The sequence below is a fragment of the Priestia sp. P5_B4 genome (assembly GCF_056400385.1).
On the sequence record NZ_JBFULJ010000022.1, the window covers coordinates 1 to 24,049 of the forward strand.

General features: G+C 37.9%; 23 protein-coding genes and 4 tRNA genes. 26 read left to right on the forward strand and 1 reads right to left on the reverse strand.

Annotation, left to right across the window (positions count from 1 at the left end; translation table 11 throughout):
- The 6 genes from mnmE to AC1DRF_RS04865 all read left to right on the forward strand — a co-directional run.
- A partial coding sequence (gene mnmE, locus AC1DRF_RS04840; RefSeq protein WP_477740389.1) for a tRNA uridine-5-carboxymethylaminomethyl(34) synthesis GTPase MnmE occupies nucleotides 1-1,091 on the forward strand: 1,091 nt, incomplete at its 5' end.
- Between the two features lie 22 nt (nucleotides 1,092-1,113).
- Nucleotides 1,114-3,003 (forward strand): tRNA uridine-5-carboxymethylaminomethyl(34) synthesis enzyme MnmG, encoded by a 1,890-nt coding sequence (gene mnmG / locus AC1DRF_RS04845; RefSeq protein WP_427076656.1) that lies wholly within the window; start codon nucleotides 1,114-1,116, stop codon nucleotides 3,001-3,003.
- A 30-nt stretch (nucleotides 3,004-3,033) separates the two neighbouring features.
- Nucleotides 3,034-3,750 carry a 16S rRNA (guanine(527)-N(7))-methyltransferase RsmG gene (gene rsmG, locus AC1DRF_RS04850; RefSeq protein ID WP_013085565.1) on the forward strand — a complete coding sequence of 239 codons (717 nt, stop codon included), beginning with the start codon at nucleotides 3,034-3,036 and terminating at the stop codon, nucleotides 3,748-3,750.
- 135 nt (nucleotides 3,751-3,885) lie between these two features.
- Nucleotides 3,886-4,761, forward strand: coding sequence for a nucleoid occlusion protein (gene noc / locus AC1DRF_RS04855; protein ID WP_013059923.1), 876 nt, complete (start codon nucleotides 3,886-3,888; stop codon nucleotides 4,759-4,761).
- A gap of 116 nt (nucleotides 4,762-4,877) precedes the next feature.
- Nucleotides 4,878-5,660 (forward strand): ParA family protein, encoded by a 783-nt coding sequence (locus tag AC1DRF_RS04860; RefSeq protein ID WP_013085563.1) that lies wholly within the window; start codon nucleotides 4,878-4,880, stop codon nucleotides 5,658-5,660.
- The gene (locus tag AC1DRF_RS04865) at nucleotides 5,632-6,501 is read left to right on the forward strand and encodes a ParB/RepB/Spo0J family partition protein (protein WP_013059921.1); all 870 of its coding nucleotides are present in this window, start codon (nucleotides 5,632-5,634) and stop codon (nucleotides 6,499-6,501) included. Before AC1DRF_RS04860 ends, AC1DRF_RS04865 begins: the two co-directional genes overlap by 29 nt.
- Nucleotides 6,502-6,533: 32 nt before the next feature.
- Here the strand turns inward: AC1DRF_RS04865 and yyaC are convergent, their stop codons facing one another.
- Entirely contained in the window at nucleotides 6,534-7,154 is a 621-nt protein-coding gene (yyaC, locus tag AC1DRF_RS04870; RefSeq protein WP_013059920.1) for a spore protease YyaC, read from the reverse strand.
- An 86-nt stretch (nucleotides 7,155-7,240) separates the two neighbouring features.
- On the opposite strand from yyaC, the gene AC1DRF_RS04875 reads away from it, so the two are divergent.
- From AC1DRF_RS04875 to AC1DRF_RS04970, 20 genes are all read left to right on the forward strand, one after another.
- Complete coding sequence (locus AC1DRF_RS04875) at nucleotides 7,241-8,254, forward strand: YkvI family membrane protein (protein ID WP_043977603.1); 1,014 nt, start codon at nucleotides 7,241-7,243, stop codon at nucleotides 8,252-8,254.
- A 67-nt stretch (nucleotides 8,255-8,321) separates the two neighbouring features.
- On the forward strand, nucleotides 8,322-9,215 hold the full coding sequence (locus AC1DRF_RS04880) for a mechanosensitive ion channel family protein (RefSeq protein ID WP_230184062.1): 894 nt from the start codon (nucleotides 8,322-8,324) through the stop codon (nucleotides 9,213-9,215).
- A 14-nt stretch (nucleotides 9,216-9,229) separates the two neighbouring features.
- The gene (locus tag AC1DRF_RS04885; RefSeq protein WP_013059917.1) at nucleotides 9,230-9,427 is read left to right on the forward strand and encodes a DUF951 domain-containing protein; all 198 of its coding nucleotides are present in this window, start codon (nucleotides 9,230-9,232) and stop codon (nucleotides 9,425-9,427) included.
- A gap of 170 nt (nucleotides 9,428-9,597) precedes the next feature.
- A complete protein-coding gene (gene ychF, locus AC1DRF_RS04890; protein WP_477740390.1) occupies nucleotides 9,598-10,698 on the forward strand; it encodes a redox-regulated ATPase YchF in 1,101 nt (366 codons plus the stop codon).
- Nucleotides 10,699-10,887: 189 nt separating this feature from the next.
- Nucleotides 10,888-11,175: a 30S ribosomal protein S6 gene (rpsF, locus tag AC1DRF_RS04895; RefSeq protein WP_053487843.1), complete on the forward strand. Its 288-nt coding sequence runs from the start codon at nucleotides 10,888-10,890 to the stop codon at nucleotides 11,173-11,175.
- A gap of 48 nt (nucleotides 11,176-11,223) precedes the next feature.
- Entirely contained in the window at nucleotides 11,224-11,724 is a 501-nt protein-coding gene (gene ssb / locus AC1DRF_RS04900; RefSeq protein ID WP_477740391.1) for a single-stranded DNA-binding protein, read from the forward strand.
- Between the two features lie 66 nt (nucleotides 11,725-11,790).
- Nucleotides 11,791-12,030: a 30S ribosomal protein S18 gene (gene rpsR, locus AC1DRF_RS04905; RefSeq protein WP_013059913.1), complete on the forward strand. Its 240-nt coding sequence runs from the start codon at nucleotides 11,791-11,793 to the stop codon at nucleotides 12,028-12,030.
- A gap of 138 nt (nucleotides 12,031-12,168) precedes the next feature.
- Nucleotides 12,169-13,113, forward strand: coding sequence for a YybS family protein (locus AC1DRF_RS04910; protein WP_028409760.1), 945 nt, complete (start codon nucleotides 12,169-12,171; stop codon nucleotides 13,111-13,113).
- Between the two features lie 36 nt (nucleotides 13,114-13,149).
- Nucleotides 13,150-15,123, forward strand: a complete 1,974-nt coding sequence (locus AC1DRF_RS04915) for a DHH family phosphoesterase (protein ID WP_043977599.1) — start codon at nucleotides 13,150-13,152, stop codon at nucleotides 15,121-15,123.
- Nucleotides 15,120-15,569, forward strand: a complete 450-nt coding sequence (gene rplI / locus AC1DRF_RS04920; RefSeq protein ID WP_013059910.1) for a 50S ribosomal protein L9 — start codon at nucleotides 15,120-15,122, stop codon at nucleotides 15,567-15,569. The genes AC1DRF_RS04915 and rplI overlap by 4 nt, the downstream gene beginning before the upstream one ends.
- Nucleotides 15,570-15,684: 115 nt before the next feature.
- The gene (dnaB, locus tag AC1DRF_RS04925; protein ID WP_028409758.1) at nucleotides 15,685-17,049 is read left to right on the forward strand and encodes a replicative DNA helicase; all 1,365 of its coding nucleotides are present in this window, start codon (nucleotides 15,685-15,687) and stop codon (nucleotides 17,047-17,049) included.
- Between the two features lie 187 nt (nucleotides 17,050-17,236).
- The gene (locus tag AC1DRF_RS04930) at nucleotides 17,237-18,523 is read left to right on the forward strand and encodes an adenylosuccinate synthase (RefSeq protein WP_221841161.1); all 1,287 of its coding nucleotides are present in this window, start codon (nucleotides 17,237-17,239) and stop codon (nucleotides 18,521-18,523) included.
- A 168-nt stretch (nucleotides 18,524-18,691) separates the two neighbouring features.
- Nucleotides 18,692-18,764: transfer RNA gene (locus AC1DRF_RS04935), tRNA-Lys, on the forward strand.
- Nucleotides 18,765-18,779: 15 nt separating this feature from the next.
- Nucleotides 18,780-18,851 (forward strand) — tRNA-Glu (locus AC1DRF_RS04940).
- A gap of 34 nt (nucleotides 18,852-18,885) precedes the next feature.
- Nucleotides 18,886-18,961: transfer RNA gene (locus AC1DRF_RS04945), tRNA-Asp, on the forward strand.
- Between the two features lie 4 nt (nucleotides 18,962-18,965).
- Nucleotides 18,966-19,038 (forward strand) — tRNA-Phe (locus tag AC1DRF_RS04950).
- 262 nt (nucleotides 19,039-19,300) lie between these two features.
- Nucleotides 19,301-20,008: a response regulator YycF gene (gene yycF, locus AC1DRF_RS04955; protein ID WP_013085552.1), complete on the forward strand. Its 708-nt coding sequence runs from the start codon at nucleotides 19,301-19,303 to the stop codon at nucleotides 20,006-20,008.
- Between the two features lie 6 nt (nucleotides 20,009-20,014).
- Nucleotides 20,015-21,922: a cell wall metabolism sensor histidine kinase WalK gene (gene walK, locus AC1DRF_RS04960; RefSeq protein WP_013059906.1), complete on the forward strand. Its 1,908-nt coding sequence runs from the start codon at nucleotides 20,015-20,017 to the stop codon at nucleotides 21,920-21,922.
- Nucleotides 21,913-23,280 (forward strand): YycH family regulatory protein, encoded by a 1,368-nt coding sequence (locus AC1DRF_RS04965; protein ID WP_028409756.1) that lies wholly within the window; start codon nucleotides 21,913-21,915, stop codon nucleotides 23,278-23,280. The genes walK and AC1DRF_RS04965 overlap by 10 nt, the downstream gene beginning before the upstream one ends.
- Nucleotides 23,267-24,046 (forward strand): two-component system regulatory protein YycI, encoded by a 780-nt coding sequence (locus AC1DRF_RS04970; protein WP_116516398.1) that lies wholly within the window; start codon nucleotides 23,267-23,269, stop codon nucleotides 24,044-24,046. Before AC1DRF_RS04965 ends, AC1DRF_RS04970 begins: the two co-directional genes overlap by 14 nt.
- The last annotated feature ends 3 nt before the right edge of the window (nucleotides 24,047-24,049 follow it).

Genomic DNA, 24,049 nt, shown 5'->3' on the forward strand with positions numbered 1-24,049 from the left:
GTGTGCTGCAGTTAGTTATTGCAAATGGTGCCCGTTTAGCTGAGCCGGGTGAGTTTACAAAACGAGCGTTTTTAAATGGTCGAGTAGACTTGTCACAAGCAGAAGCTGTCATGGATTTAATTCGTGCCAAAACAGATAAAGCGATGAATATGGCGATTGGCCAAATGGAAGGGCGTTTGTCCAAGCTAGTACGTCATTTACGGCAGGAAATTCTCGAAACACTTGCCCATGTAGAAGTAAACATTGACTACCCAGAATATGACGATGTAGAGGAAATGACTCACCAAGTATTGATCGAAAAAGCTTCAAATGTACGCCAAGAAATTGATAAGCTTCTTCAAACCTCTCATCAAGGAAAAATTTTAAGAGAAGGATTGGCTACGGTTATTATTGGACGTCCTAATGTAGGGAAATCTTCTCTTTTAAATAGTTTAGTGCAAGATGCAAAGGCCATTGTCACAGACATTCCTGGAACGACGCGAGATGTAATCGAAGAGTACGTCAATGTGCGAGGAGTTCCTCTGCGATTAGTTGATACAGCTGGAATTCGTGAAACAGAAGATATTGTAGAACGAATTGGTGTGGAACGCTCCCGTCAGTACTTGAAAGAAGCAGATTTAATTTTGCTTGTGTTGAATTTTAATGAAGAACTAACGGACGAAGATAAAAAGCTATTTGAAGCTGTAAAAGGCATGGACGTTATCGTGATTGTGAATAAAACAGATCTTGAGCAAAAAATTAATCTAGAGGAAGTGCAGCAATTTGCTGGTGATCATCCGATAGTTACGACTTCGCTTCTTCAAGAACAAGGAGTAGATCAGCTTGAAGAAGCAATCGCAGCTCTTTTCTTTGGAGGAACAATTGAATCTCAAGATTTAACATATTTATCTAATACGAGACATATTGCGCTTTTAACGCAAGCAAGAGGAGCTATCGATGAGGCCATCACAGGCATTGAAAGTGGTGTTCCAATCGATATCGTCCAAATTGATTTAACAAGAACGTGGGAACTATTAGGTGAAATTATTGGTGATGCTGTTCACGAAAGCTTAATTGATCAGTTATTCTCTCAATTCTGTTTAGGAAAATAGATTATTAAAGGAGGCTACTATTATGCAATATGAAGGTGGACAATATGATGTTATTGTCATTGGAGCAGGTCATGCAGGTTGTGAAGCGGCACTTGCTTCTGCGCGTATGGGTGCTAAAACGTTAACGTTGACCATCAACTTAGACATGGTGGCGTTTATGCCCTGCAACCCTTCTGTAGGGGGTCCTGCAAAAGGTATTGTCGTACGTGAAATTGATGCTCTTGGCGGAGAAATGGGTAGAAATATCGATAAAACTCATATTCAAATGAGAATGTTAAACACAGGAAAAGGTCCAGCTGTTCGAGCACTTAGAGCTCAAGCGGATAAATTTGCTTATCAGCATGAAATGAAAAAAACGTTAGAAAACGAAGAAAATCTAACGCTTATGCAAGGTATGGTAGAACAATTAATCGTAGAAGACGGTGTATGTACGGGCGTTGTCACTCAAACGGGAGCCGTGTATAAAGCTAAAACAGTTGTTATTACGACAGGGACATTCTTACGCGGGGAAATTATTTTAGGTGAACTAAAATATTCAAGCGGTCCTAATAATCAACAACCGGCTATTAAGCTTTCTGAACACTTAGAGGAGTTAGGGCTGGACATGGTCCGTTTTAAAACAGGAACTCCACCTCGTGTTAATAGCTCAACTATTGATTACAGCAAAACAGAGATTCAGCCTGGGGATGATGTGCCTCGTGCTTTCTCATACGAAACAACACAGTACATTACAGATCAACTGCCTTGCTGGTTAACATATACAAGTGAACAAACTCATCAAATTATTGATGACAACCTTCACTTATCTCCTATGTATTCTGGGATGATCAAAGGTACTGGACCACGCTACTGTCCATCTATTGAAGATAAGGTTGTGCGCTTTAATGATAAACCGCGCCACCAAATTTTCTTAGAGCCAGAAGGAAGAAATACGCAAGAAGTATATGTTCAAGGACTATCAACAAGTCTTCCTGAGCACGTACAGCGTCAAATGCTTGCGACAATTCCGGGTCTTGAAAAAGTCCAAATGATGCGTGCGGGCTATGCTATTGAATATGATGCCATTGTTCCGACTCAGTTATGGCCAACGCTTGAAACGAAAAAAATTAAAAATCTTTATACGGCTGGACAAATTAACGGAACATCTGGTTATGAAGAAGCTGCAGGCCAAGGTCTTCTTGCTGGAATTAACGCGGGAAGAAGAGCCCTGGAACAAGAAGAAGTCATCTTAGGACGTTCTGATGCTTACATCGGTGTATTGGTGGATGATTTAGTAACAAAAGGAACAAATGAACCGTATCGTCTGTTAACGTCTCGTGCAGAATATCGTTTATTGCTTCGTCATGATAACGCTGATTTACGCCTTACTGAAATTGGTCGTGAACTAGGATTAATCAGCGATGAGCGCTATGCTAAATTTGAACAGAAGAAATCGGAAATCGAGCAAGAGAAGAAACGTCTTTTCTCCTTTATTATTAAGCCGAACGAAGCTGTTCAACAACTGATTAAAGAAGCTGGCGGCAGCGAATTAAAAGATGGCATTCGTGCGACAGATTTACTTCGCCGTCCTGAAATGACATATACTCATATTCATCAATTAGCACCAGCTGATGAGACGGTAGATCCTGAAGTAGCTGAACAAGTAGAAATTCAGGTGAAATACGAAGGATATATTCAGAAATCACTTCAGCAAGTTGAACGCTTGAAGAAGTTAGAAAACAAAAAGATTCCTGATTATATTGATTATGATGCAATTAACGGTTTAGCTACAGAAGCACGTCAAAAATTAAACCAAGTGCGGCCACTAACGGTAGCGCAAGCTTCACGTATTTCTGGAGTCAACCCAGCTGATATTTCAATCTTGCTTGTTTATATTGAACAAGGGCGCATCGCTAAAGTATCAAATGATTAAAACTCTTAGGCGCGAAGAAAGGGAAACTCAATGAATATTCAACAGTTTCAACAGCTATTAGAAGAAAAGGGAATTTCTCTTTCTTCTAAACAGCTGAATCAATTTGAAAAGTATTATCAAGTTTTAGTGGAATGGAACGAAAAAATGAATTTAACTGCTATCACTGATCACGGTGAAGTGTATGAAAAGCATTTTTACGATTCTATTTCAGCTGCTTTTTTTCAGGACTTTACAGAAATTGAATCCATGTGTGATGTAGGTGCAGGAGCAGGATTTCCAAGTATTCCGATCAAAATTTGCTTCCCGCATTTGCATGTAACAATCGTTGATTCGTTACAAAAGCGTATTACGTTTTTAACGCATCTTGTAAATGAGCTTGAACTAGACAATGTCACACTATGTCATGATCGAGCTGAAACATTTGGTAAAAAAGAAACGATTCGCGAGTCATTCGATCTTGTAACGGCAAGAGCCGTGGCACGTATCTCGGTTCTTAATGAATTTTGCTTACCGCTTGTTAAAGAACAAGGACGCTTTTTAGCAATGAAAGGTGCTTCTGCCCCAGAGGAATTAAAAAATGGAGAAAAATCATTCCAAGTATTAGGCGGAAAAGTGAAGTCGATTGAACATTTCCAATTGCCTTTGGAGCAAAGTGAACGTTACATTATTTTAATAGACAAAATCAAGAAAACGCCTAAAAAATATCCTAGAAAACCTGGTACCCCAGTTAAGCTTCCACTAGAGTAGGCATTAAATAGATAGAGAAGAAAATGTTTCATATGAAACATTTTCTTCTCTATATTTTCTGTTTAGAAAGCAGGATATGGTTAAAAAACATCGAATTAGTTTAAGGCGGGATTTTCCTGAAGGTGGTGTGGGACTATGAAATCTGCTTTTTCACGTTTTTTTAATTTAAAGGAAAAAGATGAGGATATTCATGTAGAGATTGAAACTGTCCAAGATGAAAATGTCGAAAAAGTTTTAAGAGATGAAGTAAAACAAATTAGGGTTTCAAGTATTATTCCAAATCGTTACCAGCCGCGTACTGTGTTTAATGAAGCAAAAATTGAAGAGCTAGCTCTGACTATTCATACACACGGTATCATTCAACCTATTGTGGTTCGACCGACTGAGGGCGAAGAATACGAATTAATTGCTGGAGAACGCCGGTGGAGAGCTGTACAAAGCTTAGGATGGGATACGGTTCCTGCAATTGTGAAACATTTTAACGATACAGAAACGGCCTCTGTGGCTTTAATAGAAAACTTACAACGTGAAGAGCTAACGGCTGTCGAAGAAGCACTAGCCTACGCAAAGTTAATTGAGTTACATAATCTTACCCAAGAGGCATTAGCTCAACGTTTAGGAAAAGGCCAATCCACAATTGCAAACAAGCTTCGTTTGTTAAAGCTTCCTGTTGAAATACAAGAAGCAATCAAACAAAAATTGATTACAGAGCGACATGCAAGAGCGCTCATTCCCCTCAAAAATCAAGAAAAACAACTTCAAGTATTAGCTGAAATTATTGAAAAACAATTAAATGTAAAACAAACGGAAGATCGAGTAGTTAAATTGTTGGAAACGCAGGTTAAAAAGCCAAAAGCAAAAAGAAAAGCGTTTAGTAAAGATACGCGCATCGCAATGAATACAATTCGTCAATCCTTGACAATGGTTAGTGACAGCGGTATTTCATTAAACACGGAAGAAGAAGAGTTTGATGAGTATTTTCAGTTTACTATTAAGATTCCGAAAAAATAAAGAAATAGCCCTCATCTTTTTTGATGAGGCTTTTTTATCAAAGTTTTTCGTCAGAAAATTCAATGAGCAATTAAACTGTCTGGACAAATGGGATGGAAATGAAAGTAGGTGACAACATGGGGAAAATTGTGGCAGTTGCGAATCAAAAAGGCGGAGTTGGAAAAACAACAACCGCTGTTAATTTAGGAGCTTGTTTAGCTGAACAAGGAAAAAAGGTTCTACTTGTAGACGGAGATCCCCAGGGTAACGCTACGAGTGGAGTTGGCATAGATAAAGCAGATGTAGATGAATGTATTTATAATGTAATCGTGGAAGATATGGAAGCTAAGAACGTTGTTCGTTCAACAGCCGTCGGAAATTTATCAATCATTCCCGCGACCATTCAATTAGCTGGTGCAGAAATTGAATTAGTGTCCACCATTTCACGTGAAGTTCGACTTAAGAGAGCTTTAGAAACGGTGAAAGATCACTTTGATTATGTTATTATTGATTGTCCCCCTTCTCTTGGTTTACTGACATTAAATGCGTTAACGGCAGCTGATTCTGTTTTAATACCTGTACAGTGTGAATATTATGCGCTTGAAGGGTTAAGTCAACTGCTAAATACCGTTAGATTAGTCCAAAAACATTTGAATAATCAACTGCGTATCGAAGGTGTGTTACTGACTATGCTTGATGCACGCACAAATTTAGGACTTCAGGTAACAGCAGAAGTGAAGAAGTACTTTCAGGATCGCGTTTATCAAACGATTATTCCTCGAAATGTTCGTTTGAGCGAAGCACCTAGTCATGGTGAACCAATTATCTTATATGATGCAAGATCTAGAGGGGCCGCAGTTTATACGGAACTTGCAAAGGAAGTGATTTATAATGGCGAAAGGATTAGGGAAAGGAATTAATGCCTTATTTTCAGGCTTAGATGCACAGGCTGATGATTCAATTCAGGAAGTTGCTATTCATGAACTCAGACCCAACCCCTATCAACCACGTAAAACGTTTAATAAAGAAGCAATTAATGAGTTAAAGCAATCCATTTTACATCATGGCATCTTACAGCCTATTGTAGCTCGCAAAAGCATTAAAGGCTATGAAATCTTAGCGGGTGAAAGACGATTTAGAGCTGCTAAAGAAGCCGACCTTGCTACTGTTCCTGTCATTATAAAAGACTTTTCAGAAAAGCAAATGATGGAACTAGCTTTGTTAGAAAATTTACAACGTGAAGATTTGACGCCAATTGAAGAAGCAACCGCTTATCAATTGCTTATGGATAAGCTCGATATGACACAGGAGCAACTTGCTACACGACTGGGAAAAAGCCGACCTCATATTGCTAACTATGTTCGCCTCTTGCAGTTGCCTGAGGAAATTCAAACCCTCATTTCTACTAATGAATTGTCTATGGGCCACGGCCGTACGCTAGTCGGTTTGAAAAATAAAGCTCTTCTACCTAAAGTCGTTGAAAAAATACGCAAGGAACAATTGAATGTTAGACAGCTAGAGGCTTATATTGCCCACTTAAATAAAGCCGTTCCACGTGAAACATCAAAAACTAAAAAAGATAAAGATTTATTTATAAAACAAAGTGAAACACAGCTTCGTGAGCGTTTTGGTACCTCTGTTCATATTACGCAAAGCAAGAAAAAAGGAAAAATTGAAATCGAATTTTTCTCTAAAGAAGATTTAAACCGTCTTCTTGAATTATTTAACGATCTTTCTCAGACTAACAAATCTTCTGTATAAAAAAGGTTGTCCTAGTTTTAGGACAACCTTTTTTATTGTTTATAATGTCTTACAGGTTGGTAAACCGAAGAATTATTAAACTCTTTCTCTCGTTCGTTGTGCGCAGTCTCAATACTTTTCGCGATTAAATCGGCAATGCACATAACGAGGTGAAGCCTCGTATTTTGCAAGACGAAAAACTCCATAAATCCGCTCACGTTGACAACCCCTGTTATATGAATATCCCCGACTGGCGGCAATTCTTTATTAACTCCTGCTCCTGGTTTAACGGGTCCTATTCCAAGTGATGCAGAGCCTACGCTTTTCATACGACCTAAACAAGCATCAATTCCAATAATAAAAGGATTCGGGAAAAGTTTTTGAATATGTTTTAACGTTTCTTTCAAATTAACAGCATGAACAGGCTCTTCTAACGTTCCAAAAATGTGAAAAGACGAAACCTTCTTTTCATTCAATTTCGTTCCGACTAATGGACCCAATGAGTCCCCAGTTGAACGGTCCGTTCCAATACATACAAAAACAATTGGTCTGTCTTTCTGTGCTGGAAGTAAAGATAGTAACTGTGTACTCAGCTTCTTTGTAGCAGATTCTTCATCATGAAATACGCGGGTTGAATGTTGTGTCTTCTCAAAGAAGGGAGATTTTAAATTCATAGGGTCCACTCCTTATACATAATAGTAACAGTATACGAAGATTTTGAAGATTCTATACATATATTTCATGGATTGGGGGAAAATCRATGTGGAGAGCAGGATGTAAATGGATATTCTTAATTATGGGAACCATGATAGGCGCTGGGTATGCTTCAGGGAGAGAGCTATGGCAGTTCTTTGGCGAAGAAAGCGGACTTGCTATTTTTCTATTTTCTATTATTTTTGCGATTTCTTGCAATGTGATTATGCAAATCAGCTATCGCTACCGAACCAATCAATTTTATCCAGTACTAATTGAATTAATAGGAAAGAGATGGGCTGCAGCCTACGATGTTTTAATCGTTTTTTATTTGTTTACGACGACGGTGATTATGATCGCGGGCGGCGGGGCGACATTGGAAATGTGGCATGTTCCTTACTGGTGGGGAATTGGCGCTCTTAGTGCGTTTATCGTCTTTGTTTTTTCAAGAGGATTAAATGGGCTTCTTTCTATCAATTCTTTCGTTATGCCAATTTTAATGATTGGACTAGCTGGCGTACTTCTTACATTTGTTTTACGTCATCCTGGAGTAACTGATTGGCATCTTCAGCATAATTGGCCTGCTGCTTTTACCTTTACGGCTTTAAATATTCTTCCTCTTGTCGCGGTATTATCTACAATTGGAAAGGAAATTAAAAGCAAAAAAGAGATTTATATTGCAAGTGTTGGCAGTGGTTTTTTATTAGGAGGGCTCTCCTTTATTTATAATGAATCGCTTATTCAAGTTTCAGGCCTTCTTTCTTCTTATGAAATTCCATTATTCGCTATTCTGAAAGACTTTCCTTATACGATGCTGTTTTTGATGAGCATTGTTTTGCTCATTGCAATTTATACAACAGCCGTATCGGGAATCTTAGGACTGACCGCGCGTTTTCATACTGAAAGAGTGCAATCTCTTTGGAAACTGGCAGCCTGCTGGCTACTTTTAATGATTCCCTTTACAAAGTTAGGTTTTTCTACTTTGATTGCTGTTTTGTATCCAATGTATGGAATCGTCAATTTATTTTTAGTAACAGCCGTTCTATTGTATCCATTTCGAAATCGCTACAAAAGTTCGTAGAAACTTGCTACAATAGATTAAAACTTTCTCGTATGTAGAGTATGTTACGATAGGAGCTACATGTAGTATGAATTCGTTGAAGTCAGTTTTTAAGAACGTATTTGAGCCATTTTTTCAAGAAGAAACGTGGGCACATATTGGAGAAGGCTTCATAAAAATTCTGTTGATTCTGCTTATTTCCATGTTTTTAATTCGAATTGGGAAGCAAGCGTTAAATAAATTTGTAGAGGTTCGCACAAATAGCCCTTTGCGTATTTCTGAGCGACGAGAAGCTACGATGGTCCGTTTGCTTCAGAATGTTTTTTCTTATGCTATTTATTTCGTTGCGGGAGTTATGATTTTAGAAACATTATCGGTAGATGTTAGAGGATTGCTAGCGGGGGCTGGAATCGTAGGGCTCGCGGTAGGGTTTGGTGCTCAAAACTTAGTGAAAGACATCATTACGGGATTTTTTATTATCTTTGAAGATCAGTTCTCCGTTGGGGATTATGTTCGAGTAGGAACATTTGAGGGAACTGTAGAAGAAATCGGTCTGCGAACAACAAAGATTAAGAGTTGGACAGGCGAGATTAATATCTTGCCCAATGGCAGTATTGTGGAGGTCACTAATTTTTCGTTACATAACAGCGTAGCTTTTGTTGATGTAAGCATTTCTTATGAAGAAAACATACAAAAAGCAGAAAAAGTGATTTTAGAGCTGCTAGAAGAATTACCAAGCCGCTATGAAGATATGGTTAAAACGCCTGAATTGCTGGGGGTTCAAAATATCCATGCAACTGAAGTCACAATGAGGATTACAAGCGAAGTAAAACCAATGAGACATTTCCATATTTCTCGTATGATTCGTAAAGAAGTGCGTACAAGGCTAAATGAACATGGCATTGAAGTTCCATTTCCTCGTATGGTTATGTATAATCGTACAGAAGAAGCACAGCATTCGTCGACGTTGAAAGGGAAATAAGGAGGAGAGAGTTGATGACGGAAAAAGAATTTGGTTTAAATGACGTTGTGGAAATGAAAAAACCTCATCCTTGCGGTACAAATGAATGGAAAATCATTCGAATGGGAATGGATATCCGCATTAAATGTGAAGGCTGCGGCCATAGCGTAATGATTCCAAGACGTGATTTTGCACGTAAAATGAAAAAAATTCTTGTAAAGCATGAGGAATAACCTCATGCATTTTCTATGTTTATGCCTTATACTGTAAGATGGGACAAAATGAAGCATCTTAAAGCGGTGTTACTAAAGGTTCTTTATTAAACTTGTATTTCAAAAGTTGACTCACTATAATTGTGACAGGTTAACTTGTTTCGGATATATAAAGAGGAGTGAATAAATATATGGCTTTAACAGCTGGAATTGTTGGTCTTCCGAACGTTGGGAAATCAACATTATTTAATGCAATTACACAAGCGGGCGCAGAATCTGCGAACTATCCTTTCTGTACGATTGATCCTAACGTAGGTATTGTAGAAGTACCTGATCATCGTCTTCAAAAACTTACAGAGCTTGTAAAACCTAAAAAAACAATTCCAACAGCATTTGAATTCACAGATATCGCTGGAATCGTAAAGGGTGCTAGTAAAGGTGAAGGACTGGGAAATAAATTCTTATCTCATATTCGAGAAGTAGATGCGATTTGTCACGTTGTGCGTTGTTTTGAAGATGAAAACATCACACACGTTTCAGGAAAAGTAGATCCTATTTCAGATATTGAAACAATTAATTTAGAGTTGATTTTAGCAGATTTAGAAACGGTAGAGAAGCGTATTGGCCGTGTTCAAAAGATGGCTAAACAAAAAGATAAAGAAGCAATGTATGAATACGAAATTTTAGAGAAACTAAAGAATGCATTTGAAAGTGATCAGCCAGYTCGTGCTGTATCATTTACAGAAGAGCAAATGAAACTAGTAAAACAATTTCATTTGCTAACGATCAAACCTATTCTTTATGTAGCAAACGTTTCTGAAGATGAAGTAGCGGATGCATCTGCTAACGAATATGTAGCAAAAGTGCGCGAGTATGCGGCAAGTGAAGGTGCAGAAGTGATTGTTGTTTGTGCACGCATTGAATCTGAAATTGCTGAGCTTGAAGGAGAAGAAAAAGCAATGTTCCTTGAAGAACTAGGCATCGAACAGTCAGGTCTAGATCAGCTTGTACGTGCAGCGTACGACTTACTTGGATTAGCTACGTACTTTACAGCTGGTGAGCAAGAAGTACGCGCATGGACGTTTACACAAGGTATGAAAGCTCCTGAGTGTGCAGGTATTATTCATACAGATTTTGAACGCGGATTTATTCGCGCAGAAACGGTGTCATATGAGGATTTATTAGCTGCCAAAACAATGGGAGCAGCTCGTGAAGCTGGAAAAGTACGTTTAGAAGGAAAAGAATACATCGTAAAAGACGGAGACGTTATGCATTTCCGCTTTAACGTATAAGATTAAAAGCCGAAAGGAGATATCTTCTTTCGGCTTTTGTCGTTGGCTAAAATATTAGCATATATTTACGAAACAGCCCGCAATGCGTATTGCTTTGCCTATGGTAGTGTGCTATAATTTTAATTCGTGAGTAATATTTTATTGCTCCTTGCCCGTTTCGGGCCGTTAGACCAAAAGGAGGTGACAGTGATGAGAAAGTATGAAGTAATGTACATCATCCGTCCAAGCATTGATGACGAAGCAAAGAAAGCATTAGTTGAGCGCTTTAACGGCGTATTAACTGATAATGGTGCTGAAATCGCAAATGTTAAAGAATGGGGTAAACGTCGTTTAGCATACGAAATCAATGATTTCCGTGACGGTTACTACATGATTCTTGACGTGGCGGCTAATTCAGAAGCAGTTTCTGAATTTGATCGTCTTGCGAAAATCAACGAAGACATTATCCGTCATATCGTTGTTAAACAAGAAGCATAATTAAACGTTTAAATAAATTGGGTTTTATTTCCTTAAGGAGTGGTTCTGATGATGAATCGCGTAATTCTCGTAGGACGCTTAACCAAAGATCCTGAATTACGTTATACCCCGAGTGGAGCAGCGGTTGCAACATTCACTTTAGCGGTAAACCGCACATTTACAAATCAGCAAGGTGAACGTGAAGCTGACTTCATCAACTGTGTTGTATGGCGTCGTCAGGCTGAAAATGCAGCCAATTTCCTTAAAAAAGGAAGTTTAGCTGGTGTTGATGGTCGACTACAATCTCGCAGTTACGAAGGACAAGACGGTCGTCGCGTATACGTAACGGAAGTTGTAGCGGAAAGTGTGCAATTTTTAGAGCCGAAAAGTGGCGGTGGGGATACGCAACGCAGTAACTTTGCTAACACTGGAGGATCTGGACAAGGCTYTCCATTTGGAGATAATCAGAACCGTAACTCAGGTAATCAAGGTTATACTCGCGTTGATGATGATCCATTTGCAAATAATGGCGAGACAATTGACATTTCAGATGACGATTTACCGTTTTAATTCGCAGTAGATTATCCGGAGTATAAAATTTTATAGAAACTTTTAAGCGGAAGGAGGCGTATCAAAATGGCAGGTGGACGTAAAGGTGGACGCAACAGACGTCGTAAAGTTTGTTTCTTCACAGCAAACGGCATCACTCACATCGATTACAAAGATGTAGATATGCTTAAAAAATTCGTTTCAGAGCGTGGTAAAATTTTACCTCGTCGTGTAACTGGAACAAGCGCTAAATACCAACGTAAATTAACGATCGCTATCAAACGCGCTCGTCAAATGGCATTATTACCATATGTTTCTGGTGAATAATGAACGGTATAAAAAGAGGCAGTAAGGATTCCCTTACTGCCTCTTTTTACATTACATAGGTGCTCTTTTGTCAAATAGTTGCTTCTTATGAATTGAATCGATAAAATAAATAATAGTCTATATCAACGAGGTGAAGTTGTGAAAGGAATTCGATATATTACAGAAGGAGCAGCTCTTTTAGCGCTGTTTGTGGCGCTGTTGCTTTTTTCACTATACATACCTGTTGTGGGAACCATTTTTCAACTAGCGCTGGCTGTACCATTTATTGTGTATACCGTTCGTCATGGGTGGAAAAAGGCAATATTATTTTTAGTAGTAGGGTTGTTATTGACTTTGTTATTTGGAAATGTGCTGACTCTTCCTTTTACATTTGTATTTGGTATTGGTGGATTAGCAATAGGAATGCTTTACCGACAAAAACAAAAAAGGTATACCATTTTACTAGGCGGAACGGTTGCATTTAGTTTAGGTTTACTTTTATTGTTTGTAGGAGCAAATGTCATTTTTAATGTTAATTTAATGGAGCAAATAAATAATGCTTTAGATCAATCAATTAATCAAAGTATTGAAATGATGAAAAGTTTAGGACAAGACGTGAAGGAATCTCAAATTGACCAAATGAGAGATGCATTTGATATGTTTAAAAATCTATTGCCTCTATTAATTGTTATAGGTGGAGTTATTCTGGCCTTTTTCTCTCAGCTTATTGCTACGCCTATTCTTAAAAGAACAGGTTATGAGGTGGAAGCATTCCCGCCTTTTCGTGAATTCAAACTTCCTAAAAGTATTCTATGGTATTATTTGATTGCATTAATCTTATCCTTCCCATCTTTTAATATTGAACAAGGTACATTTATGTACGTAGCTATTATCAACATCGTGATGGGACTGCAAATGCTAGTAGTGTTACAAGGGATTTCTTTTATTTTCTATTTCTCACATCAAAAAGGGTATGCCAAAGCAATTCCAATTGTTGTAACAATTTTAGCATTAATTATTCCAATTATCCTTCAAATTGTGCGCATCTTAGGTATAATTGATTTAGGATTTAATTTAAGAAAACAATTAGACACAAAAAAGTAGATATTGTGGAACTTAAAAAAGTAGGAGCTGAAATGGATGCCTGTCTTTACAAAAAAGAACGTCATTCGCTATCCATTTTACTCATTGTATAGTATAGCTCTGATTTTAGTAGGTATCGTGACCTATCATAATTGGATCATAGGAATGATAGGCTTTATATTACTATTAGCCTGTCTTTTTCTATACATGAGAATGGAGCGAATGCTGTCCGATGAGTTTGAAACCTATATTTCAATGCTGTCTCATCGGCTGAAAAAAGTAGGCGAAGAGGCATTAATGGAAATGCCGATTGGGATTATGCTGTTTAATGATGAATATCAAATTGAATGGACGAATCCTTTTCTAGCATCTTGTCTCGGTGAAGACACACTAGTGGGAAGATCATTATACGATGTAGCCGAAAGTATTATTCCACTGATCAAACAAGAAGTGGAAACAGAAGTTGTCACGTTGCATGATCGGAAATTTAAAGTGGTGATTAAACGAGACGAGCGCTTACTGTACTTCTTTGATATTACAGAGCAAATAGAAATCGAAAAATTGTATGAAGAAGAACGAACAAGTTTAGGTATTATCTTTTTAGATAATTATGATGAACTAACGCAAGGAATGGATGATCAAGTTAAAAGTAACTTGAATAGCCAAGTAACCTCTATGTTAAATAGTTGGGCTCAAGAATACGGTATTTTTATTAAACGTACGTCTTCCGAGAAATTTATTGCGATTATGAATGAACAAATCTTAATTCATTTAGAGCGAAGCAAATTTTCTATCTTAGACCAAGTTCGTGAAGAGACGTCTAAACAAAATATACCGCTTACATTGAGCATTGGTATCGGAGCTGGTTCTGCTGATTTACCTGAGCTGGGTGCTTTAGCTCAATCTAGTTTGGATTTGGCTTTAGGTCGAGGTGGAGATCAAGTAGCGATTAAACAGCCGAATGGAAAAGTAAAATTCTTTGGGGGTAAGACAAACCCAATGGAAAAACGGACGCGCGTGCGTGCAAGAGTTATTTCTCACGCGTTAAAAGAGCTCATTACAGAGAGTGGAAAAGTGATTATCATGGGTCATAAGTATCCGGATATGGATGCTGTAGGCGCTGCTATTGGGATATTAAAAGTAGCGCAAGTCAATCAGAAAGACGGTTTTATCGTATTAGATCCTGATCATATTGATACAGGTGTTCAGCGGATGCTAGAAGAGATTAAAAAGAAAGAAGGCCTGTGGGAACGATTTATTACGCCTGAAGAAGCCTTAAATCTTGTGAGTGATGATACTCTTTTAGTAGTAGTAGATACGCATAAGCCGTCGCTCGTTATTGAAGAAAGGTTATTAAATCGTATTGAAAACGTCGTGGTCATTGATCATCATAGACGAGGAGAAGACTTTATCGAAGATCCTCTTCTTGTCTATATGGAGCCATATGCTTCCTCGACAGCAGAACTCGTTACTGAGCTTCTTGAATACCAGCCAAAACGATTTAAAATTGATATGCTAGAAGCAACAGCACTTTTAGCCGGTATTATTGTCGATACAAAAAGCTTTACATTACGCACGGGATCTCGTACGTTTGATGCAGCGTCCTTTTTACGTTCTCAAGGCGCAGATACGGTTCTTGTTCAAAAGTTTTTAAAAGAAGATATCACGCAATATGTACAGCGAGCACGCTTTATTGAACATGCAGAGATTTATACAGCAGGTATTGCCATTTCACGAGCTGAACCAAACAAAATGTATGATCAAGTGTTAATTGCGCAGGCTGCAGATACGCTGCTTTCAATCAGCGGAGTGGTTGCTTCGTTTGTTATTTCTAAGCGACGGGATAATCTAATTGGCATTAGTGCGAGATCGCTTGGAGATATCAATGTACAAGTTATTATGGAAAGTCTCCAAGGCGGAGGCCATTTAACGAATGCTGCTACTCAGCTTCAAGACATTAGTTTGGATGAAGCTGAAGAACGGCTTAAACAAGCAATTGATGAGTACTTAGATGGAGGTAAAAAATCATGAAAGTAATTTTCTTAAAAGATGTAAAAGGAAAAGGCAAAAAAGGTGAAGTGAAAAATGTTTCAGACGGTTATGCACATAACTTCTTGTTAAAAAATGGTTATGCCGTTGAAGCTACAGGCGGTAATGTGAAAGTATTAGAAGCACAAAAAAATAGAGAGCAAAAAGATGCAGCTGCAGAACTTCAAGCAAACAAAGAGTTAAAAGCAACTCTTGAAGAACTAACAGTTGAATTAACAGCAAAATCTGGTGAAGGTGGCCGTTTATTCGGTTCTATCACAAGCAAACAAATTGCTGAAGAATTAAAGAAAAAGCACAAAATTAAAGTAGACAAGCGTAAAATTGAATTAAATGATGCAATTCGCGCATTAGGCTACACAAATGTACCGGTTAAATTACATCCGGAAGTAACGGCTACGGTAAAGGTACACGTGACTGAACAAAAATAAACGTACGATTGAAAAATAGGTAAATAATATAAAGGGTTGGCGCGGACTTGTATTTGTTCGCGCCAACATTTATGATGAAAGAAAATACGAAAGAATATAAGAGGGGCATAGAAATATGAGTGATCTTTTTGCTGATCGTCTTCCGCCTCAGAATATTGAAGCAGAGCAAGCGCTATTAGGGGCCATTTTCTTAGAGCCTTCTTCTTTAACCTTAGCATCTGAACTGCTGATACCTGAAGATTTTTACCGGGCATCGCACCAGAAAATCTTTACATGTATGCTGAAACTTTCTGACCAAGGTGAACCGGTTGATTTGGTAACGGTAACGTCTGAATTAGCTGATCAAAAAATCTTAGAAGAAGTTGGCGGCGTATCGTATTTAAGTGATTTAGCTAACTCTGTTCCAACGGCTGCAAACGTAGAGTATTACGGTAAAATCGTAGAAGAAAAGTCGATTTTACGCCGTCTAATTCGTACTGCAACGCATATTGCTTCAGAAGGATATGCAAGGGAAGACGAAGTAGAAGTTTTATTAAATGAAGCGGAAAAAAACATTTTAGAAGTAGCACAGCGTAAAAACAGCGGTGTGTTTCAAAATATCAAAGATGTACTTGTACAAACGTATGATGATATCGAAGTTCTTCACAATCGAAAAGGTGACATTACAGGTATCCCAACCGGGTTTAGTGATTTAGATAGAATGACAGCAGGGTTCCAACGAAATGATTTAATCATTGTAGCGGCCCGTCCATCGGTAGGTAAAACGGCTTTTGCCTTAAATATTGCGCAAAACGTTGCAACGAAAACGGATGAGAACGTAGCAATCTTCAGTTTAGAGATGGGTGCTCAGCAGCTTGTTATGAGGATGCTGTGTGCCGAAGGAAATATTGATGCACAAAGGCTGCGTACAGGCTCGCTTACAGCTGATGACTGGGGAAAGCTTACGATGGCAATGGGATCTTTGTCCAATGCAGGGATTTATATTGATGATACACCGGGTATTCGAGTAGGTGAAATTCGTTCTAAGTGTCGTCGCTTGAAACAAGAAGGCGGACTTGGGATGATTTTAATTGACTACTTACAGCTTATTCAAGGTAATGGACGAAGCGGAGAAAACCGACAGCAGGAAGTATCTGAAATTTCGCGTGCGTTAAAATCTTTAGCTCGTGAATTAGAAGTTCCTGTTATCGCCTTATCACAGCTTTCCCGTGGAGTAGAGCAGAGACAAGATAAGCGACCGATGATGTCTGATATCCGTGAATCCGGAAGTATTGAGCAGGATGCCGATATCGTAGCTTTCTTATATCGTGAAGACTATTATGAAAAAGATACAGAAAATCAAAATATTATCGAGATTATTATAGCCAAGCAGCGTAACGGTCCAGTTGGAACCGTACAGCTTGCCTTTGTAAAAGAGTACAATAAATTCGTTAATCTCGAGCGGCGCTTTGATGATGCAGGAGTGCCGCCTGGTGCATAAAACCTCTCAATATGAGAGGTTTTATTTTATTGTTATCGCATTCGTTCCGCAAAATACGATATATTTGTAATAACTTTTGTTAAATCGTTCGGATTTAATTGACTTTAGCGTGATAAATTGATACACTTATCCATGGTTAAATTATGTCGTAGTGAGCTGTTGCTTACTAAGCGGAGGTGCTTAAGATATGTCTTCAGTCGTTGTAGTAGGAACACAATGGGGAGATGAAGGAAAAGGGAAGATTACAGACTTCCTATCAGAAAATGCAGAAGTGATTGCACGTTACCAAGGTGGGAACAATGCAGGTCACACAATTAAGTTTAATGGTGAAACTTATAAGTTACATTTAATTCCTTCAGGTATTTTTTATAATGACAAAACATGTGTAATTGGAAACGGTATGGTTGTCGATCCAAAAGCGCTTGTTCAAGAATTAAAATACTTACATGATCGCGGTGTAACAACAGAAAACTTACGTATTAGTAACCGAGCTCATGTGATTCTTCCATATCATTTAAAATTAGATGAAGTTGAAGAAGAACGTAAAGGTGAAAATAAGATTGGTACAACGAAAAAAGGTATTGGACCAGCTTATATGGATAAAGCAGCACGTGTTGGTATTCGAATTGCCGATTTACTAGACCGTGAAGTATTTGAAACAAAATTAACACAAAACTTAGCTGAAAAGAACCGCCTTCTTGAAAAAATGTATGAAGTAGAAGGCTTTACATTAGAAGAAATTTTAGATGAGTACTATGAGTATGGTCAACAAGTTGCAAAATATGTTGTTGATACATCAGTAGTATTAAATGATGCGTTAGACGAAGGACGTCGTGTACTATTTGAAGGCGCACAAGGTGTTATGTTAGATATCGACCAAGGAACATATCCATTTGTTACATCTTCAAACCCAGTAGCGGGTGGAGTAACAATTGGTTCTGGTGTAGGTCCATCTAAAATCAAACACGTTGTAGGTGTATCAAAAGCGTATACAACTCGTGTTGGTGACGGTCCTTTCCCAACTGAATTAACAAACGAAATCGGTGATCAAATCCGTGAAGTAGGACGTGAATATGGTACAACAACTGGTCGTCCTCGCCGTGTAGGTTGGTTCGACAGTGTAGTTGTACGTCATGCTCGCCGCGTTAGCGGAATCACAGATTTATCTTTAAACTCAATTGATGTATTAACGGGAATTGAGACATTAAAGATTTGCGTAGCTTACCGTTATAAAGGGGAAGTTATGGAAGAATTCCCTGCTAGCTTAAAAACACTTGCAGAATGCGAACCTGTATATGAAGAGCTTCCAGGTTGGACAGAAGATATTACGGGTGTGAAAACATTAGATGAGTTACCTGATAACGCTCGCCACTACTTAGAGCGCGTGTCTCAATTAACAGGTATTCCTTTATCTATTTTCTCTGTAGGTCCAGATCGTACACAAACAAATGTATTACGTGGTGTATATAGCTAAATAAAAAAGGTTAGCTCCTCGTGAGCTAACCTTTTTTATTTATAATTGGTGCTTTGTTAACAAGATTTTTAAAAAAAGCTTAATAATAAAAAGAAAGTTTTTAAAAAACTATTGCATTCATATGAAATATCATGTTATTATAATAAGCGTCGCTAAGAGATATAACATGAGCCATTAGCTCAGTTGGTAGAGCATCTGACTTTTAATCAGAGGGTCGAAGGTTCGAGTCCTTCATGGCTCACTTTTGTTACAACGTGGCCCGTTGGTCAAGCGGTTAAGACACCGCCCTTTCACGGCGGTAACACGGGTTCGAATCCCGTACGGGTCATTTTTAATATTTTTAATAATAGCATATAGACTGAGGTCCCGTGGTGTAGCGGTTAACATGCCTGCCTGTCACGCAGGAGATCGCGGGTTCGATTCCCGTCGGGACCGCCATTTTGGCTCGGTAGCTCAGTTGGTAGAGCAAAGGACTGAAAATCCTTGTGTCGGCGGTTCGATTCCGTCCCGAGCCATCAAAAAGCATGACTTTATTTAAAGTCATGCTTTTTTCTTTTATTTACATTTAAAAGAAAACGTTATTTGCTTTGGGTCTCTTTTGTGGTAATATATTACTTTTGTATTTAGAGATGGTTGAAAATCATATATCTTCATGTATAGTAGAGGATGAACTTGTGACGTTTCAAGGGTTATCAAGTATAATAAAACTACGGTATTCAAACAGTATGAATACTATCTTTTATATTTTGCTTCAACTAATAAAGGAGAACGATGATCATGGATAAACGTATTTTAGTCGTAGATGACGAAAAGCCGATTGCAGATATTTTAAAGTTTAATTTGCAAAAAGAAGGTTACGAAGTATTTTGTGCTTATGATGGCGTAGAAGCACTTGAAAAAGTGGAAGAAGTACAGCCTGAAATGATTTTATTAGATATTATGCTTCCTCAGAAAGATGGAATGGAAGTTTGCCGAGAAGTGCGTAAAAAATATGATATGCCAATTATCATGTTAACAGCAAAAGACTCTGAAATTGACAAAGTTTTAGGTCTAGAATTAGGTGCAGATGATTATGTAACTAAGCCGTTTAGTACGCGTGAATTATTAGCACGTGTAAAAGCTAATTTACGTAGACATCAGCAGGTAGCTGTTCCAACGGAAGAAAGCGAAACGAATGAAATTACGATTGGAGCACTTGTTATTCACCCAGATGCTTATATCGTGTCTAAGCGCGGAGAAACGATTGAACTGACTCACCGTGAATTTGAGCTGCTGCATTATTTAGCGAAGCACATTGGACAAGTCATGACGCGTGAACACTTGCTTCAAACTGTATGGGGTTATGACTATTTTGGTGATGTGCGTACGGTAGATGTAACAGTTCGAAGATTACGTGAAAAAATTGAAGATAATCCAAGCCATCCAATGTGGATTGTAACAAGACGTGGAGTAGGCTATTATTTACGCAGCCCAGAGCAGGAGTAATTTTAGATGAAGAAAGTAAGGCTCCTGCAATCTATTCATTTAAAGTTTGTATTGATTTATGTGCTGCTCATTTTAATTGCGATGCAAATTATTGGGGTCTATTTTGCACGACAATTAGAAAAAGAATTAGTTAACAACTTTCGAACGTCTCTTCAAGAGCGGACAGACTTGCTGACGTATAATATTGGACAAGAAATGGTGAAAAATCGTGATGATGATTCACCCACTCTTGAGGAAGACTTAAAGACTATTTTACGAGATTTTGCTTCAAGACCCAATTTAGCTTCAAATGATATGAATGACATCTCTGAAGTAAGAGTCATTGACCAAAATAGAAGAATCATTGCTACATCGAACTCAAATCCTCAACAGATCATAGGTAAAAAGACTAATGATTTAGCGATTACAAATGCGTTGTTAGCAGGAACGAACTCTGATAACGTATTTGTTGATCAAAGCGGACAGCGAATCAGAGTTATGATACAGCCTATTCGTTTACAGGATAAAGTAGGTGCCAGTCAATCAAATTCAACTAATAAAAATGGAAAAGTTCAGTCTAGCGAAGAAATCTTAGGTGCGATTTACTTAACAGCTTCCATGGAGCCTGTTTACGATCAAATGAGTAATATCAATCAGATCTTTAAAGCAGGTACGGTGATTGCTCTTTTTATTACAGCTATTTTAGGCGTGTTTTTAGCTCAGACGATTACTCGTCCAATGTCTGAAATGAGAAAACAAGCACTTGAGATGGCCAAAGGAAATTTTACGAGAAAAGCTAAGGTATACGGGTATGATGAGATTGGTCAGCTAGCTCTCACATTCAACAACTTAACAAGAAAGCTTCAAGAAGCACAGGCAACTACAGAAGGGGAGCGCCGTAAGCTTAGTTCGGTATTAGCTCATATGACGGACGGCGTTATTGCGACGGATCGAAAAGGAAGAGTAATTTTAATTAATGATCCAGCTGCCGCTATGCTAAATGTTTCACGTGAAACGGTTTTGTCTGATCCAGTTGTTTCCCTACTAGATCTTGAAGAAACGCATACGTTTGAAAGCTTGCTCGCTAATCAAGAGTCATTAATTTTGGACTTTAGTACAAAATCGGATCCCTTTATTTTAAGAGCTACCATTTCCGCTATTCAAAAAGAGACCGGTTTTATTAACGGGATTATCATTGTCTTGCATGATATTACAGAGCAGGAGAAAATTGATCAAGATCGCCGAGAATTCGTAGCGAATGTTTCACATGAATTGCGTACGCCGTTAACAACGATGCGCAGTTATTTAGATGCGCTTGCAGAAGGAGCATGGCAAGATAAGGACTTAGCTCCAACATTTTTAAATGTAACGCAAACGGAAACAGAACGAATGATTCGTCTCGTTAACGACTTGCTTCAATTATCTAAGCTAGATAGCCAAGACTACCGATTTAGTCGTGACCCAATCAATTTTGTGAAGTTCTATCATTACATCATTGATCGCTTTGAAATGACAATTGAACAAGGTATTTCGTTCGTGCGCGACTTGCCAAATGAAGCAATCTATGTCGCTATCGATCAAGATAAAATTACACAAGTATTAGATAACATTATTTCCAATGCAATAAAATATTCACCTGAAGGCGGAACCATTACATTTTCAATTGCTCAGCATACGCATGAAATTGTTGTGAGCATTAAAGACCAAGGTATGGGAATTCCAAAATCAAATTTAGCTAAAATTTTCGAACGCTTCTATCGTGTAGACAAAGCACGAACGCGTAAATTAGGCGGAACAGGATTAGGGCTTGCTATTGCCAAGGAAATTATTGAAGCACATGATGGACGTATTTGGGCAGATAGTCAGGAAGGAAAAGGAACAACGATTTACTTTACTCTTCCGATTGAAAGTGAGAATGATGACGAATGGGAATGAGGTATGAACATATCAAAACGGCCATCTTAGTTGTTCTCGTCGCTTCCAGTTTAATTATGACGTATCATATATGGACGTATCAGCCTTCTTATAAGGTCATTTCAAAAAATCAACATTTGCAGGAAGTTGAAGTCAGTTCAAAAAGTAAAATAGAAGATCATATTCTTCCAACAGAAGTTCTCTATCATCGAAACGATAATCACTACATGTCTCACGACGAAGATGATGTAAACAAATGGGTAAATGAAATGAAAAAGTGGAAATTTTCGAATGTGACGGACGTTTCGGATGCTATTTCTCCTGATGGATTTTTAAATTATGTCCATGGAAGTAATTCTATTGAAGTGTTGTATCCAGACGCGCTGCCTTTGAAAACATTTCAACAGCTTTTTTCATTTTCTCAAACGTCTTTGCCTAATCAAACATTTGACCGTGTACTCATTAAAATTAAGCGTACACCTTCCTTTTTCGTGAGTGTGTATCTTGTGAATTATGAGCAAAAAAAGATTTATTCGGTTACAGTCAAGAATTTGGCCAAAGATGATATCAAAGAATTAGAAGATAAGATGAAACGTACGTATGCCCCGAGCTTTGTATATAAAGAAAACAAAAATCGGTATATCTTCCTTCCGGAAAACAATATCACGATGAATAGTGAAGTCTACTATACGAGCATGAGGCATTTAGATATTGAAAAATATAAGGAAGCGCTTTTTAACAACCCAGACTATGCACGGAAAGAAACGTCTACAAACCGAGATGTCTACACCGAAGGTACAAAAGTGATTAATGTTAATACGAAGACAGATGTGATGGAATATGTGAATCTTGTAAATTCCACGACCGAAGTAATGGAAGATTATAATTTAATAAACCGCAGCTTTAGCTTCGTTAATGACCACGGCGGCTGGACGGAATCTAATTACAGGTTCAACAGCTGGAATCGTATTACAAAAGAAATTAGCTATCGTTATTATAAAGATAACTATCCCGTGTACAGCAATCAGGGAATGACTGAAATATATCAAAGATGGGGAAATGCGGAGATTTTAAATTACCGTCGTCCTCTTTATCGTTTTGTGAGAGTACAGGATTCGAGTGTAGAAAAGCTGCAGTCATCTCAAAAAGTGATTCAATTAATTGAAAAACACCAAAACTTTGACCCGAATCTGTTAAAAGATATTTCAATAGGCTATCAGCTAGAAGAAGTCTCCCAGCAGCCAAAAACCGGTGAAAAGACGGTTGAGTTTAATTCTAACTCTGTCAAACTCGTTCCTTCTTGGTTCTATTATTATAATAGTAAGTGGTATCGAATTGCACCGCCGACCGAAGGAGGCGATAACGATGGATTGGAATAGAACAAAAACCATCTTTATTTTCACTTTCTTGATTCTTAATATTTACTTAGGCTATCAGATTTTTAAAACCCATCAAGAAGATCAGTACTCTCTATTTGTGGAGTCGAGCGTTGAAGAACAATTAACGAGTGAAGGCATTGAATATAAACATTTACCTGTAGATGTGAAGGAAGCTTCGTCGTTAAATGCTAAAAGCAAACTGTTTAAAGATGAAGATTTAAAAAAGCTTAAAGAACAAAAAGCAGCGCTGCTTGAGGAAAAAACAATTCGAAGCGTATTAGACAAACCTTTTTCAGTGCCTGAAAAAAATACAAAAGCAAAGCTAAGTCAATTTCTAAAAAGATATGTGCTCTCGGGTGAAGATTATGAGCTATGGAACGTTAATAAAGAGAAAAAAACAGTTACATTCTTTCAACGATATAAGAAGCACAAAATCTATGACAATGAAAATGGCATGATTATTGCTCATTTAAATGATAAAGGTGAAATTGTTTCATATGAACAAACGATGCTAGGTTCTGTGAAAACGTTGGATGATGAGCAGGATGTTTTGTCTCCTTTAAAAGCATTAGAAAATTTGTTTTTGAAGGATGAATTGAAAAAGAAAGATAAAGTGACAGACGTAGAGTTTGGATACTATACGTTTGATCTGCCATTATTAAATTCTCAAGTTTTAGCACCAACTTGGCACATTGTTGTAAATGGAGATACGAGTTATTTTGTAAATGCCTTTGAAGGGCAGATTATTAAAAAAGGAAATAAATAAGTA

Coding starts and splice junctions, on each gene's coding strand:
- AC1DRF_RS04875 (WP_043977603.1), top strand. CDS start 7,241: ATGTGGAGAGCAGGATGTAAATGGATATTCTTAATTATGGGAACCATG.
- AC1DRF_RS04885 (WP_013059917.1), top strand. CDS start 9,230: ATGACGGAAAAAGAATTTGGTTTAAATGACGTTGTGGAAATGAAAAAA.
- rpsR (WP_013059913.1), top strand. CDS start 11,791: ATGGCAGGTGGACGTAAAGGTGGACGCAACAGACGTCGTAAAGTTTGT.
- AC1DRF_RS04915 (WP_043977599.1), top strand. CDS start 13,150: ATGCCTGTCTTTACAAAAAAGAACGTCATTCGCTATCCATTTTACTCA.
- dnaB (WP_028409758.1), top strand. CDS start 15,685: ATGAGTGATCTTTTTGCTGATCGTCTTCCGCCTCAGAATATTGAAGCA.
- AC1DRF_RS04970 (WP_116516398.1), top strand. CDS start 23,267: ATGGATTGGAATAGAACAAAAACCATCTTTATTTTCACTTTCTTGATT.
- yyaC (WP_013059920.1), bottom strand. CDS start 7,154: ATGAATTTAAAATCTCCCTTCTTTGAGAAGACACAACATTCAACCCGC.
- rpsF (WP_053487843.1), top strand. CDS start 10,888: ATGAGAAAGTATGAAGTAATGTACATCATCCGTCCAAGCATTGATGAC.
- AC1DRF_RS04880 (WP_230184062.1), top strand. CDS start 8,322: ATGAATTCGTTGAAGTCAGTTTTTAAGAACGTATTTGAGCCATTTTTT.
- noc (WP_013059923.1), top strand. CDS start 3,886: ATGAAATCTGCTTTTTCACGTTTTTTTAATTTAAAGGAAAAAGATGAG.
- AC1DRF_RS04930 (WP_221841161.1), top strand. CDS start 17,237: ATGTCTTCAGTCGTTGTAGTAGGAACACAATGGGGAGATGAAGGAAAA.
- yycF (WP_013085552.1), top strand. CDS start 19,301: ATGGATAAACGTATTTTAGTCGTAGATGACGAAAAGCCGATTGCAGAT.
- mnmG (WP_427076656.1), top strand. CDS start 1,114: ATGCAATATGAAGGTGGACAATATGATGTTATTGTCATTGGAGCAGGT.
- AC1DRF_RS04860 (WP_013085563.1), top strand. CDS start 4,878: ATGGGGAAAATTGTGGCAGTTGCGAATCAAAAAGGCGGAGTTGGAAAA.
- AC1DRF_RS04965 (WP_028409756.1), top strand. CDS start 21,913: ATGGGAATGAGGTATGAACATATCAAAACGGCCATCTTAGTTGTTCTC.
- rsmG (WP_013085565.1), top strand. CDS start 3,034: ATGAATATTCAACAGTTTCAACAGCTATTAGAAGAAAAGGGAATTTCT.
- rplI (WP_013059910.1), top strand. CDS start 15,120: ATGAAAGTAATTTTCTTAAAAGATGTAAAAGGAAAAGGCAAAAAAGGT.
- AC1DRF_RS04865 (WP_013059921.1), top strand. CDS start 5,632: ATGGCGAAAGGATTAGGGAAAGGAATTAATGCCTTATTTTCAGGCTTA.
- walK (WP_013059906.1), top strand. CDS start 20,015: ATGAAGAAAGTAAGGCTCCTGCAATCTATTCATTTAAAGTTTGTATTG.